Below are 13,718 nucleotides of genomic sequence, written 5' to 3'. Positions count from 1 at the left end.
CCCCCCCCACCCCCGGGCGCGCCCCGCGCGCCCCCCCCGGGGGGGCGCCCCCCCCCGGGGCTGCAGGACAGGGTGACGGTGCTGCTGAAGGATTACCGCGACCTGGAGGGTCAGTACGACAAGCTGGTCTCCATCGAGATGATCGAGGCGATCGGCGCGCAGTACCTGGACACCTACTTCGCCACGCTCACCCGGCTGCTCAAGCCGGAAGGCCTCGCGCTGCTGCAGGCCATCACCATCGAAGACGAGCGCTACGAGCAGGCGCGGCGCAGCGTGGACTACATCAAGCGCTTCGTGTTTCCCGGCAGCTTCATTCCGTCGCTGCACGCGATCATGGCCGCCAAGACCCGCAGCAGCGACCTGCAGCTGATCGGCCAGCATGATTTCGGCCAGTCCTACGCGCTCACCCTGCGTGCCTGGCGCCTTCGCTTCCTGTCCCAGCTGCCGGCGGTGCGCACGCAGGGCTTCGATGAGCGCTTCATCCGCCTGTGGGAGTTCTACCTGGCCTACTGCGAGGGCGGCTTCCTGGAACGCTCCATCGGTGTATCGCAGCTGCTGCTGGCGCGCCCCGGGTACCGGCCGGCACCGATCGAGGGCACCCACTGACATGCGCCACTTCTGGGCCAACGTCATCGGCAACCAGCTGGTCTGGCTGTGCGCGGTGGTCGGCGCAGGGCACGGGCTGCGCTGGCCGGCGTTGCTGGCCGCTGCGCTCTACGTGGCGAGCCAGCTGATGTTGTCCGCGCAGCCGATGGTGGAGCTGAAGCTGCTGGGGGTGGCGGTGCTGTGCGGGCTGGCCGTGGATGGCGTGGCGGGGGGATCGGGGCACGTGGTGTACGCCACCGCGTGGCCCGCCCGCTGGCTGGCACCGGTCTGGATCCTGGCGCTGTGGGCCGCATTCGCGATGACCCTCACCGTCTCGCTACGGGTGCTTCAACGGCGGCTGTGGCTGGCCGCGCTGCTCGGCCTGATCGCACCGCTGGCGTATCTCTCCGCCGCGCGCGGCTGGTCGGCGGTGCAGTTTCCTGCGCCGTCCTGGCAGGGCGTGGCGGTACTTGCGGTGGGCTGGGCCATCGCCCTGCCGCTGCTGGCCACCTGCGCACGCCACTGGCAGCGGGGCGCGGCGTCCGTGGCAACGAACACCAATGGAGCGCACGCATGATGAATCTCGGATGGGTCTGGCTGTATGCCGCACTGATCATGTGCTGGGGCTGGTGGTGGCAACGCCGCCACCAGAACATCGGCGTGGTCGATGTGCTCTGGACCAAGGGCGTGGGCGCTTCGGCGCTGCTGCTGGCGTGGCTGGGCGATGGCGTAACCGCACCGCGCATCGCGCTGGCCGTGCTGGGCGGGCTGTGGGGATCACGGCTGGCCCTGCACCTGTGGAAGCGCGTGCGCAGCGAAGACGAGGATGGCCGTTACCAGCACCTGCGCCGGCACTGGAACGGCCACCAGGGCAAGATCTTCGGCTTCTTCCAGTTCCAGGCGGTGCTGATCGTGCTGTTCGCATTGCCGTTCGTGGCGGTGTCGCAGAGTGCGGCGCTGCCGGTTGGCTGGATCGTCGCCGCCGTCGCGATGTGGCTGCTCAGCGTGGGCGGCGAATCGCTGGCCGACCATCAGCTCGCCCGCTTCCGCGCCGACCCGGCCAACAAGGGCAAGACCTGCCGCAGCGGCCTGTGGCGTTACTCGCGCCACCCCAACTACTTCTTCGAATGGCTGCACTGGTTCACCTACGTGCTGCTGGCCGTGCACTCGCCGCTGTGGTGGCTGGCCTGGTCCGGACCCGTGGTGATGTACGTGTTCCTGCGCTGGGTGAGCGGCATTCCGTTCACCGAGGCGCAGGCGCTGCGCACCCGCGGCGAGGACTACCGCGACTACCAGCGCAGCACGCCGATGCTGTTTCCGTGGTTCCCCTCCCGCACTGTTTCGCCCCGCAAGGAGTCTTCACCGTGAATGCCGCCCGAGAATCGCTGCCGCTGCCCGACTACGCGCCCGGCCTGACCGGCCTGGCCGAACGCGGCCTGCTGCCCGATGCGCTGCTGCGGCTGGGCATCCGCCGCCAGTGCGAGGCGCGCCTGCGTGAGGAAAGCGCAGGCACCGTGGAAGAGCAGGCGCAGCGCTTTTCCGCGCGCATCGTGTCGCTGTCGCGCAGCCCGCTGGCGCTGCACGTGGACGCGGCCAACCGGCAGCACTACGAAGTACCCGCCGCGTTCTTCCAGGATTGCCTGGGTGCACGGCTCAAGTACAGCAGCTGCTACTACCCCACCGGCACCGAAACGCTGGACCAGGCCGAAGAGGCGATGCTGGCCCTGTATGGCGAACGCGCCGAGCTGGCCGACGGCCAGGACATCCTTGAGCTGGGCTGCGGCTGGGGTTCGCTGACATTGTGGATGGCCGAGCGCTATCCCGCCTCGCGCATCACCGCGGTGTCCAACTCCAACAGCCAGCGCGAGTACATCCTGGGCCAATGCAAAGCGCGCGGCCTCACCAACGTGACGGTGCTGACCCGCGATGTGAACGAGCTGATCCTGGAACCGGGCAGCTTCGACCGCTGCGTGTCGGTGGAAATGTTCGAACATGTGCGCAACTACGCCCGCCTGCTGCAGCGCATCCACCAGTGGCTGCGCCCGAACGGCAAGCTGTTCGTGCACATCTTCGTGCACCGCACGCTGATGTACCCGTTCGAGACCGAAGGCGATGACAACTGGATGGGGCGGCACTTCTTCACCGGCGGGTTGATGCCGGCCGCCGATACCCTGCTGCACTTCCCCCAATACATGCAGCTGCAGCAGCGCTGGCTGCTGGACGGCACCCATTACGAGCGCACCGCCAACCACTGGCTGGAGCGCCAGGACCAGCACCGCGACGCGGTGATGGCGGTGCTGCGCCAGGGCTACGGCGATGCCGCCGCCGCGCTGTGGTTCCAGCGCTGGCGCATGTTCTGGATGGCCTGCGCCGAGCTGTTCGGCTACCAGAAGGGCCAGCAGTGGATGGTGGCCCACTACCTGTTCGATCGCGCCTGACCCCCCATGAGGACAACGCCATGAAGCTCCGCCCCCTGATTCCCCTGCTCGCCGCCGGCATGCTGCTGGGCGGCTGCGGTGGCAACACCCGTCCCATTCCGCCTGTGGACCACGTGGACGTGCCGCGCTTCATGGGCGACTGGTACGTGATCGCGCACATTCCCAGCCGGCCCGAACGCGAGGCGTTCGATGCCGTCGAATCCTATGCGCTGCGCCCGGACGGCCGCATCCAGACCACCTTCACCTATCGTAAGGGCAGCTTCGATGCGCCGGTGAAAACCATGCACCCGATCGGCACGGTCAAGGAAGGCACCAACGGCGCCGAGTGGGGCATGCAGTTCGTGTGGCCGATCAAGGCCGAATACGTGATCGTCTACCTGGACGATGACTACCAGCAGACCATCGTCGGCCGCAGCAAGCGCGACTACATGTGGCTGATGGCGCGCACCCCGCAGATCTCCGACCAGGACTACAAGGCGGCCATGACCCGGATTGCCGCGATGGGTTACGACCTGTCGCAGGTGCGCCGGGTGCCCCAGTCAGCCGCCAGCAACCGCCCGAAACCATAACTGCGGCGCGGTTCTCAGGCCCTGAGAAGGCCCTGGGTGATACTGCACCCCAAGGCGGATAGAGGGCGGCGACATGGCGGACAAGTACTGCGATCTGGTCATGAAGGGCGGCATCACCAGCGGCATCGTGTACCCCAATGCGGTGCTGTCGCTGGCCCGCGAATACCGCTTCAAGAACATCGGCGGCACTTCCGCCGGGGCGATTGCCGCCGCCGTGGCCGCTGCCGCGGCACTGGGTGACCGGCGCTGCCGGGCCGGTGAACCCATGGGCCCGCAGGCCGGCTTCGCCGGGCTGGCCGACGTTTCAACGCAATTGTCGCGGCGCGGCTTCATCTACAGCCTGTTCCAGCCGGCCTACGGCGCGCGCACTGCCTACCGGTTGCTGGTGATGCTCACCGGCAAGGCCGGCCTGCCACGCAAGATCCTGTGCCTGCTGGCGGCGGTGTTCGCCATCGCCCCGCTGGAACTGCTGGCCGCGCTGATCGGGCTGCTGGGCATCGGCTGGCTGGCCGCAGGGGTGGAGGGCATGTGGGCCACGCTGCTGCCGTCGCTGCTGTGCGCGTATGGGGCGGGGGTACTGGCGTCCGCGCTGCGGGTGGCACGGGTGGCGCGGCGCAACCTGCTGGGGCTGTGCTCGGGCGCCACCCAGAGCGGCGCCGAGAACCCCGCGCTGACCGATTGGCTGCACACCCAGCTGCAGGCCCTGGCCGGCAAGCCGCTGGACCAGCCGCTGACCTTCGCGGACCTGCACAACGCCCCGCGTTACAGCGGTGAGCCAGCCGGCGTGCACGCCATCAGCCTGCAGATGATCACCACCTGCGTCTCCCACACCGAGCCGCGCACGCTGCCGTTCAGCGCCTCGCAGTTCTGGTTCCGACGCGATCAGTTCGAGCAGCTGTTCCCGGCCAGCGTGGTGGCGTGGCTGTTGGCGCGCGCGGGCGCGCCGCATCCTGTGGACGGCGTGGACTACTACCGCCTGCCCGAAGGCGAGCAGCTGCCGGTGCTGGTGGCCACCCGCATGAGCCTGAGCTTCCCGCTGCTGATCAGCGCGGTGCCGCTGCACGAGCCGGCGCGGCGCGAACGCCGTTGCGAACCGGTGGCCGATGCGGTGCCCGCGCACGGTGATCGAAACGTGGCCGACAGCACCGAAGGCTTGACCAGTGGTGGCCACGGCGCCGGTCCGGCGATCACCGCGTTCCGGGTGTGCTGGTTCTCCGATGGCGGCATCAGCAGCAACTTCCCCATCCATCTGTTTGATGCCGCGCTGCCGCGCTGGCCCACGTTTGGCATCAACCTGGTGTACCCGCACGCCGCCGAGCCACTACGCGCGTCACCGGATTCGCCCGGTGCGATCAACGCCGCGGTGTTCCTGCCTACTGAAAACCGGCATGGCTGGCAGCGCAGCTACCAGTCCATCGCACGCCCGCTGGCAGCGGCGGAAATGTCGGGCTTCCTGTTCTCCATCGTCTCCACCATGCAGAACTGGCGCGATGTGCTGCAGGCGCGTGCGCCGGGCTACCGCGACCGCATCGTGCATGTATCGCTGCAGGGTGACGAAGGCGGCATGAACCTGGACATGCCGCAAGCGGTGCTCAGCCGCATTGCCGCCAAGGGCAGCGTGGCGGGCGAGCGCTTCTGTGATTTCTCGTTCGCCAATCACTATTGGATCCGCTGGCGCAACCTGGCGTCGGCCTATCAGCGCTACACGCTGGAAGTGGCGCGCACCGATGATCCCGCGCAGCGCGTGGGTGCATGGCAGGGCGCGTACGAATCGGTGGCGCAGGGAGAGCCGTTGCCACCGTCGTACCGGTTCAGCTCGGAAGAAAAGCGCCGCGAATCGCAACAGCTCTGGCGGTTGATGGTCGAGCAGGGCCAGACCTGGGAAGACCTCGGCCCGGACCTCACCGACGGCGCCCCGCGCCCGCTGCCGCAGATGAAGGTGACGCCCAGTTATTGACCGCGCAATGCGTCGTATCTGTCCGCGCGCCATTCCATCTCCCCGAATCCCGGGTTGATGGACCGCAACGTTGCCAGGTACTCGCGGGCGTGCGCTTCCTCCCCGCGCGCCATCGCCAACCGCGCGGCGCGCGCCCAGATCCGGTCCCACCCATGCGCCAGCGCCAACGCCTGGGCCAGCGATGCATCGGCTTCCGTATCCTTGTGCGCGGCACTCAACTGTTCGGCCCGGATGATCGCCGCATGCGCCTGCCGCTGTTCCAGCATCACCCGCAACCCGGCAATCGGCTGCGCGGCACTGTCCACGCGCAGGTCGGTGTCCTGCCAATCGCCGCCCGGCGTGCGCACCAGCAGGGCCGCCGACATCCGCCCCGTGCGCTGCCCACCGGCTGCTTCGCCTGCTTCCAACGCCGTCAGCAATCGCACATCCAGCGGCCCGCTGCTGGCGACGAACGCATCCGCCATTGCACGCAGTACCGCTTCACCGGCCAGCCCATTGCCCTGCACGCTGTATCCCTCGCCTCCAAACGCGCCCGCCCAGTCCGCCGCCTGCGCTTTCGCCCCGGTGTACTGCGCCTGCCGCCCGCGCGCATCGACGATGCCCACTTGGCGCTCGGCCACCGTGGTGCCGTCGTAATCGCCATCCTCGGCCAGCACCTGCTGCAGCGCCTGCGTGGGCGAATGGCCCGCCGCCAACAGCGCCAGCGCCTTCGGCCCATAGCTGGGGTTGGTCTCGAACTGGCTGGCCACTGCGCCGACCCTGGCCTGCGCCCACGGCACGCCCGACCCACCCACGGCCAGGTTGTGGGTGGCCACCGCCACCCCGCAATCACCCTGCGCGTTGCAGGCCACGATGGAAAACGTGGCGTGGGCCGGGGCGGCCAGCAGCATCAGGGCAGCGGCCAGCACGGCCGGAACGATCTTCATCGCAACGCACTCCTTCGCAGGTCGATCCTGCTTGGATGCGCGCAGCACCGGAAAGGTTTAGGCGCGCCCGGGCAGCTGCGCGAACGCGCGCTGCATGCAGTCCTCGCGCGGGCAGACCCGGCAGCCCGGGCCGATGGACACCGAGTTGCCCGGGCTCTGGATATCCAGCCCGCGCGAGTAGATCAACCGTTCGGCATGCTGCAGGTCGCAGCCCAACGCCACCGCGAAGGTCTTGCGCGGCTGGCCATGACCGATCGGGCCGCTGCTGACCTGGCGCGCCAGCCAGAAGTGGCGGCGCCCGTCGGGCATGCGTGCGGTCTGGGTGAGCACCCGCCCGGGCTGGTTGAAGGCCTCGTACACGATCCACAGCGGGCAGGAACCGCCCACCTGCGAGAAGTGGAAATCAGTAGCCGAGTGCCGCTTGGAGACGTTGCCGGCGCGGTCCACCCGGATGAAGAAGAACGGCAGCCCCGGCGCACTGCGCCGGGCCAGCGTGCTCAGCCGGTGGCAGACCGCCTCGAACCCCACCCCGAAGCGGTGTGCCAGCGCATCGATGTCGTAGGCGCTGTGTTCGGCCGCGCGCAGGAACTGCGCATACGGCATCACCAACGCGCCGGCGAAGTAGTTGGACATGCCGATCCGCGCCTGCGCGATCTGCTCCGGTTCGCGGAAGCCGGCGCGCGCGATCACCGCATCGATCTGCGCCGCATACCCGAGCAGGGCCAGCTCGGCCGCCATCTGGAACGCCTGCTGGCCCGGTTCCAGGTAATCGGGCAGCCACAGCGTGCGGCTGCCGCCGTCGTATACGCGCTTCTCGCGCCCGGCCTGCAGCGGCCCCACTTCCACCAGCACCCCGTGGCGGTCGGCCAGCAGCTGGCGCAGGCGCGGCGCCACATGCCCGGCCACCAGCCCCCATTCGCCGAACAGCTGCTCGGCCAGGTCGTCCAGTTCGGGAATGTGGTTGTGCATGCGGTTGAAGAAGTCCCGCACCTGGTCGCCGGCCGGCAGTGAATGCCCGGCCTGCGGGTCGCCCAGCTGGAACTCCAGCGCGGCCGCGTGTTCGCGCAGCAGCAGGTGGCGGCGGTGCAGGTCGAGCAGGGCCCGGCTGATCTGCGGCAGGTTGCCGGCCATCGCCCGCAGCTCGGTGCTGCTCACCTCGTCCAGGCCCAGGTCGCGCAGGGTCTCGCCCAGCGCTTCCTGCAGCGCGCCGGGCTCATCCACGTCGAACAGGTCGGTAACGTCGCCCAACACCTCGCGAAGCTTGGCCTGCACGGCGGGGGTCAGGGGACGCTTGTTCCGCTCGATCTGGTTCAGGTAGCTTGCCGACAGCCCCAGCGCCCGGGCAAGGTCGGCCTGGCTGTAGCCACGCTGCTCGCGCAGCTTGAGCAGGCGTAGGCCGATCTGGCGGTGGGGGAGCTGGCTATTCACAGAATTAACAGAAATCGTAGCGGGCGTTGGCCAGATTAAGCGTAGACAGTCCGGAAATCGAGGGGTGGCCTGTGAATAATGCCAATCACCTTTCGCATCCCGCCGGTATTGCCATGACTGTTGCAGCGCCCCGTATCCGCATGTTGATCGATGGCCAGTTCGTCGAATCGGCCAGCTCGCACTGGCAGAACGTGGTCAACCCGGCCACCCAGGACGTCCTGGCCCAGGTGCCGTTCGCCACCGTGAGCGAAGTGGACGCCGCCGTGGCCTCGGCCAAGGAAGCCTTCAAGACCTGGCGCAAGACCCCGATCGGCACCCGCGCGCGCATCTTCCTGAAGTACCAGCAGCTGATCCGCGAACACATGAGCGAGCTGGCCCACATCCTCAGCGCCGAGCAGGGCAAGACCGTGCCGGACGCCGAAGGCGATGTGTTCCGCGGCCTGGAAGTGGTCGAACACGCCGCTGCCATCGGCAACCTGCAGCTGGGCGAGCTGGCCAACAACGTGGCCAATGGCGTGGACACCTACACGCTGCTGCAGCCGCTGGGCGTGTGCGCCGGCATCACCCCGTTCAACTTCCCGGCGATGATTCCGCTGTGGATGTTCCCGATGGCCATTGCCACCGGCAACACCTTCATCCTCAAGCCGTCCGAGCAGGACCCGATGGTCACCATGCGCCTGGTCGAACTGGCGCTGGAAGCGGGCATCCCCAAGGGCGTGCTCAACGTGGTGCACGGCGGCGAAGAAGTGGTCAACGCGATCTGCGACCACCCGGACATCAAGGCCGTCTCGTTCGTGGGTTCCACCCGCGTCGGCACCCACGTGTACAACCGCGCCTCGCTGGCCGGCAAGCGCGTGCAGTGCATGATGGGCGCCAAGAACCACGCCGTGGTCCTGCCGGACGCCAACAAGGAACAGAGCCTCAACGCCATGGTCGGTGCCGCCTTCGGCGCGGCCGGCCAGCGCTGCATGGCCGCCTCCACCCTGGTGCTGGTCGGTGAAGCGCGCGAGTGGGTGCCGGACCTGGTGGCCAAGGCCAAGACCCTCAAAGTGAGCGCCGGCAGCGTGGCCGGTACCGACGTGGGCCCGGTGATTTCCTGCGCCGCCCGCGAGCGCGTGGAAAGCCTGATCGCCTCGGGCGTGGAGCAGGGCGCCAAGCTGGTGCTCGATGGTCGCAACCCGCAGGTGGACGGCTTCGAGAAGGGCAACTTCGTGGGCCCGACCATCTTCGATGGCGTCACCCCGGGCATGCGCATCTACGACGAAGAAATCTTCGGGCCGGTGCTGGTCATCCTGGAAGCGGAAACGCTGGATGACGCCATCGAACTGATCAACAGCAACCCCAACGGCAACGGCACCGCGCTGTTCACCCAGTCCGGTGCGGCGGCGCGCCGTTTCCAGGAAGAAATCGACGTCGGCCAGGTGGGCATCAACGTGCCGATCCCGGTGCCGGTGCCGCTGTTCTCGTTCACCGGTTCGCGCGCATCCAAGCTCGGCGACCTGGGCCCGTATGGCAAGCAGGTGGTGATGTTCTACACCCAGACCAAGACCATCACCGCGCGCTGGTTCGACGACGAGACCCTGGGTCACGGCGTCAACACCACGATCAGCCTGAAGTAAGCGCCTGCACGGCACGGAGTGTTTATGAGCAACTCGATGACGACGGAACTCGAAGAAGCGCAGCAGGCCTATAGAGAAGCCGCGCGTGATTTCGCCCAGGCCGAACTGGCGCCGCACGCCGCGCGATGGGATGCGGAGGGCATCTTTCCGCGCGAGGCGATCGCCAAGGCCGGGGAACTCGGGTTCTGTGGCTTGTACATGGATCCTGAAGTCGGTGGCAGCGGCCTGAGCCGTCTGGACGCCGCCGTCGTCATCGAGGAGCTCGCCAATGTGGACCCGTCCACGGCGGCCTATATCAGCATCCACAACATGGCTTCGTGGATGGTCAGCAGCTGGGGCCAGGAAGCGCTGCGCGCCGAGTGGGGCCAGGCGCTGTCTTCGGGCAGCAAGCTGGCCTCGTACTGCCTGACCGAACCGGGTGCCGGTTCGGACGCAGCGTCGCTGAAGACCAGTGCCGTGCGTGAGGGCGACCATTACGTGCTCAACGGTTCCAAGGCCTTCATCTCCGGCGCCGGTGCCACCGAGCTGCTGGTGGTGATGGCGCGTACCGGCGGCCCGGGTGCCAGCGGCATCAGCGCGCTGGCCGTGCCGGCCGACCTGGCCGGCATCAGCTACGGCCGCAAGGAAGAGAAGATGGGCTGGAACAGCCAGCCTACCCGTGGCATCACCTTTGAAAATGTGCGCGTGCCGGTGGGCAACCTGCTCGGCGAAGAGGGCAGTGGCTTCAAGTTGGCCATGAAGGGCCTGGATGGCGGCCGCATCAACATTGCCGCCTGCTCGCTGGGCGCCGCGCAGGGCGCACTGGATGCCGCACGCCGCTACATGGGCGAGCGCCGCCAGTTCGGCAAGCCGCTGGCCGATTTCCAAGCGCTGCAGTTCAAGCTGGCCGACATGGTCACCCAGCTGGTGGCCGCACGGCAGATGGTGCACACCGCCGCGCGCAAGCTCGACGCCGGTGCCAGCGATGCCAACGTGTGGTGCGCGATGGCCAAGCGCTTCGCCACCGACGCCGGTTTCCAGGTCTGCAACGAAGCGCTGCAGATCCACGGCGGCTACGGCTACATCCGCGAATACCCGATTGAACGCCTGCTGCGCGACAGCCGCGTGCACCAGATCCTGGAGGGCACCAACGAGATCATGCGTGTGATCGTGGCCCGCCACCTGCTCAACACCGATGAGGAACTGCGATGATGGATTGGCGCAAGCATGAACACGTGGGCCTGAAGGTCGAGGCCGACGGCCATGTCGCAGTGGTCACCCTGGACAACCCGCCGGCGCACACCTGGACCGTGCACAGCCTGTCGGCGTTGCGCGACCTGGTCGGCGCGCTCAATGCGGACAAGGGCATCTACGCACTGGTGATCACCGGCGGCGGCGAGAAGTTCTTCTCCGCCGGTGCCGACCTGAAGCAGTTCGCCTCGGGCGAGAAGGCCGCTGCGCGCGAGGCCGCACGCCGTTTCGGTGAAGCCTTCGAAGCACTGTCCGGCTTCCGTGGCGTGTCCATTGCCGCCATCAACGGCTACGCCATGGGCGGCGGGCTGGAATGCGCGCTGGCCTGCGACCTGCGCATCATCGAAGAACACGCCCAGGTTGCGCTGCCGGAGGCCACCGTGGGCCTGCTGCCGTGCGCCGGCGGCACCCAGAACCTGCCGCGCCTGGTGGGCGAGGGCTGGGCCAAGCGGATGATCCTGCTCGGCGAGCGCATCGATGCCGACACCGCCGTGCGCATCGGCCTGGCCGAAGAAAAGGTCGGCAAGGGCGAAGCCAAGGCGCTCGCCATCGAGTGGGCGCAGAAGGCCGGCAAGCAGAGCCCGTCCAGCATCGCCGCCTGCAAGACCCTGGTGCAGGCCACCCGCACCGGCACCCATGGCGCTGCCCTGGTGGCCGAGCGCGAGGCCTTCGTCGACCTGTTCGACCGCGCCGACCAGGCCGAAGGCGTGAACGCCTTCCTGGAAAAGCGTGCGCCGCAGTGGAAGAACGCATGAGCACGCCGGACGCCCTCCAGGAGGCACCGGTACTGTTCGAAGAGCGCGCGGCCGCCAACGGCACCCGCATCGGCATTGCCACGCTCAATGCACCGCGCACCCTCAACGGCTTCTCGCTGCCGATGGCGCACCTGCTGCACGAGCGCCTGAGCGCATGGGCCGCCGATGACGGCATCGCGCTGGTGGTGCTGCAGGGCGCGGGCGAGAAGGCGTTCTGCGCCGGTGGCGACCTGCACAGCCTGTACCAGAGCATGCGCGCCTACCGCGACGCCGGCGCTGGCGATGTGCGCGACAACCACTACGCCTCCGAATTTTTCGACGTCGAATACCGCGTCGACTACGCCATCCATACCTACGCCAAGCCGATCCTGTGCTGGGGCCATGGCATTGTCATGGGCGGCGGCATCGGGTTGATGTCCGGTGCCAGCCACCGCGTGGTGAGCGAGCGCTCCAAGCTGGCGTTCCCGGAAATCACCGTGGGCCTGTTCCCGGACGTGGGTGGCAGCTGGCTGCTGCCGCGCGTGCCGGGCAAGGCGGGCCTGTTCCTGGCCCTGACCGGCGCGCCGCTCAATGCCGGCGATGCCATCTATGCCGGCATGGCCGATATCCATATCGCCGAGGCCCAGCGCGCCGATGTACTCAACGCGCTGGCCGACGTGCACTGGAGTGCCGACGCCAAGCGCAACCACGAACAGCTCAGCACCCTGTTGCAGCAGCACGCCAGCGATGCCGCCACCGGTCCGCTGCTGCGCAACGCCGCGCTGATCGACACGCTGTGCGAGGGTGGCGATGTGCCGGCCGTGGTGAACGCCATTGCCGCGCTGCAGACCGAAGACCCGTGGCTGCAGACCGCGCAGGCCACGCTGGCCGCCGGTGCCCCCGGTTCGGCGCGCTTGGCGTGGGAACTGCAGAAGCGCACCGCCGGTGCTTCGCTGGCTGATGTCTATCGCCTGGAATACATCGCCGCGCTGCACTGCGCTGCCCACGGTGATTTTGCCGAAGGCATCCGCGCGCTGCTGATCGACAAGGACCGCACCCCGCACTGGCAGCCGCAGACCCTGGCTGAGGCCACGGTGGGCTGGGCCGACACCTTCTTCGCTTCGCCCTGGGACGATGCCACGCATCCGCTGGCCGACCTGGGCGCCACTGTTCCTGAAAGGAGCCACGCATGAGCCGTATTGCATTCATCGGGTTGGGCAACATGGGCGGCCCGATGGCCGCCAACCTGGCCAAGGCCGGCCACGCCGTGCGCGTGTTCGACCTGGTGCCCGCCGCCGTGCAGGCCGCCGTCGACGCCGGTGCCACCGCCGCCAGCTCCGCGCTGGATACGCTGACCGACGCCGAAGTGGTCATCTCGATGCTGCCGGCCAGCCGCCACGTCGAAGGCGTGTACCTGGGCGACGAGGGCCTGCTGGCCGACATCCCCGGCGGCGCGCTGGTGATCGACTGCAGCACGATCGCCCCGGCCACCGCGCGCAAGGTGTCCGAAGCGGCCGCCGCACGCGGCCTGCAGATGCTCGATGCCCCGGTCTCCGGCGGCACCGCCGGTGCGCAGGCCGGCACCCTGACCTTCATCGTCGGCGGCGAAAGCGATGCGCTCGAGCGCGCCCGCCCGCTGCTGCAGGCCATGGGCAAGAACATCTTCCACGTGGGTGCCAGTGGCGCCGGCCAGGTCGCCAAGCTCTGCAACAACATGGCGCTGGGCGTGATCATGGCCGTGACCGGCGAATCCATCGCACTGGGCGTGGCCCATGGCCTGGACCCGAAGGTGTTGTCGCAGATGATGGCGGTCAGCACCGGCCGCAGCTGGGCCACCGAAGTGTGCAACCCGTGGCCGGGCGTGCTGGAGAATGCGCCGGCCTCGCGCGGCTACAGCGGCGGCTTCGGCAGCGACCTGATGCTCAAGGACATGGGCCTGGCCGTGGAAGCGGCGATGAGCGTGGGCGCCTCGATCCCGCTGGGCGAACTGGCCCGCAACCTGTACTCCATGAACCACCAGGCAGGCCGTGGCAAGCTGGATTTCTCCAGCGTAGTTCAGCTGGTCACCCCGGAAAAATAACCGGAACAACGAACGCATCCCGTGAACGGGATCCACCGCGGTGGGATGGGCGGATGCACGGTCAACGCGACCGGCATCCGCCCATTTTTTTGTCACGACCAACGGTCGCGACCTACCGACGTGTTGACCAGGGTAGGTGCCGACCGTTGGTC

General features: G+C 68.3%; 13 protein-coding genes. 11 read left to right on the top strand and 2 right to left on the bottom strand.

The genetic code is table 11. The features are described 5' to 3' along the window. The 6 genes from QMX79_RS16495 to QMX79_RS16470 form a co-directional block, all read left to right on the top strand. Nucleotides 1-606: class I SAM-dependent methyltransferase (locus QMX79_RS16495; RefSeq protein WP_282247696.1), on the top strand; the 606-nt coding region annotated here is incomplete at its 5' end. Nucleotide 607: 1 nt separating this feature from the next. Further along, nucleotides 608-1,162, top strand: a complete 555-nt coding sequence (locus QMX79_RS16490; protein WP_282247695.1) for a DUF2878 domain-containing protein — start codon at nucleotides 608-610, stop codon at nucleotides 1,160-1,162. Beyond that, complete coding sequence (locus QMX79_RS16485; RefSeq protein WP_282247694.1) at nucleotides 1,159-1,953, top strand: DUF1295 domain-containing protein; 795 nt, start codon at nucleotides 1,159-1,161, stop codon at nucleotides 1,951-1,953. Before QMX79_RS16490 ends, QMX79_RS16485 begins: the two co-directional genes overlap by 4 nt. After that, nucleotides 1,950-3,023, top strand: coding sequence for a class I SAM-dependent methyltransferase (locus QMX79_RS16480; RefSeq protein WP_282247693.1), 1,074 nt, complete (start codon nucleotides 1,950-1,952; stop codon nucleotides 3,021-3,023). The genes QMX79_RS16485 and QMX79_RS16480 overlap by 4 nt, the downstream gene beginning before the upstream one ends. A gap of 20 nt (nucleotides 3,024-3,043) precedes the next feature. Then, entirely contained in the window at nucleotides 3,044-3,592 is a 549-nt protein-coding gene (locus QMX79_RS16475) for a lipocalin family protein (protein ID WP_282247692.1), read from the top strand. Between the two features lie 73 nt (nucleotides 3,593-3,665). Next, a complete protein-coding gene (locus QMX79_RS16470; RefSeq protein ID WP_282247691.1) occupies nucleotides 3,666-5,549 on the top strand; it encodes a patatin-like phospholipase family protein in 1,884 nt (627 codons plus the stop codon). Here QMX79_RS16470 and QMX79_RS16465 read toward each other — a convergent pair. Next, nucleotides 5,543-6,475, bottom strand: a complete 933-nt coding sequence (locus QMX79_RS16465) for a DUF1028 domain-containing protein (protein ID WP_282247690.1) — start codon at nucleotides 6,473-6,475, stop codon at nucleotides 5,543-5,545. The genes QMX79_RS16470 and QMX79_RS16465 overlap by 7 nt on opposite strands. 57 nt (nucleotides 6,476-6,532) lie before the next feature. After that, entirely contained in the window at nucleotides 6,533-7,903 is a 1,371-nt protein-coding gene (locus QMX79_RS16460) for a short-chain fatty acyl-CoA regulator family protein (protein ID WP_282247689.1), read from the bottom strand. 113 nt (nucleotides 7,904-8,016) lie between these two features. Here QMX79_RS16460 and QMX79_RS16455 point away from each other — a divergent pair, with 113 nt between their 5' ends. From QMX79_RS16455 to mmsB, 5 genes are read left to right on the top strand one after another with little or no spacing between them, the layout of a single operon-like run. Beyond that, nucleotides 8,017-9,522 carry a CoA-acylating methylmalonate-semialdehyde dehydrogenase gene (locus tag QMX79_RS16455; RefSeq protein ID WP_282247688.1) on the top strand — a complete coding sequence of 502 codons (1,506 nt, stop codon included), beginning with the start codon at nucleotides 8,017-8,019 and terminating at the stop codon, nucleotides 9,520-9,522. Nucleotides 9,523-9,546: 24 nt separating this feature from the next. Continuing rightward, nucleotides 9,547-10,713, top strand: a complete 1,167-nt coding sequence (locus tag QMX79_RS16450) for an acyl-CoA dehydrogenase family protein (protein ID WP_282247687.1) — start codon at nucleotides 9,547-9,549, stop codon at nucleotides 10,711-10,713. Next, nucleotides 10,710-11,507, top strand: a complete 798-nt coding sequence (locus QMX79_RS16445) for an enoyl-CoA hydratase (protein ID WP_282247686.1) — start codon at nucleotides 10,710-10,712, stop codon at nucleotides 11,505-11,507. Before QMX79_RS16450 ends, QMX79_RS16445 begins: the two co-directional genes overlap by 4 nt. Continuing rightward, nucleotides 11,504-12,679 (top strand): enoyl-CoA hydratase/isomerase family protein, encoded by a 1,176-nt coding sequence (locus QMX79_RS16440; protein WP_282247685.1) that lies wholly within the window; start codon nucleotides 11,504-11,506, stop codon nucleotides 12,677-12,679. Before QMX79_RS16445 ends, QMX79_RS16440 begins: the two co-directional genes overlap by 4 nt. Next, nucleotides 12,676-13,566, top strand: coding sequence for a 3-hydroxyisobutyrate dehydrogenase (gene mmsB / locus QMX79_RS16435; protein WP_282247684.1), 891 nt, complete (start codon nucleotides 12,676-12,678; stop codon nucleotides 13,564-13,566). Before QMX79_RS16440 ends, mmsB begins: the two co-directional genes overlap by 4 nt. Nucleotides 13,567-13,718 lie beyond the last annotated feature (152 nt).

The organism is Stenotrophomonas sp. PS02300 (assembly GCF_029959395.1).
GTDB lineage: Bacteria > Pseudomonadota > Gammaproteobacteria > Xanthomonadales > Xanthomonadaceae > Stenotrophomonas > Stenotrophomonas maltophilia_AD.
This window is presented reverse-complemented; position numbering and strand designations above follow the sequence as displayed.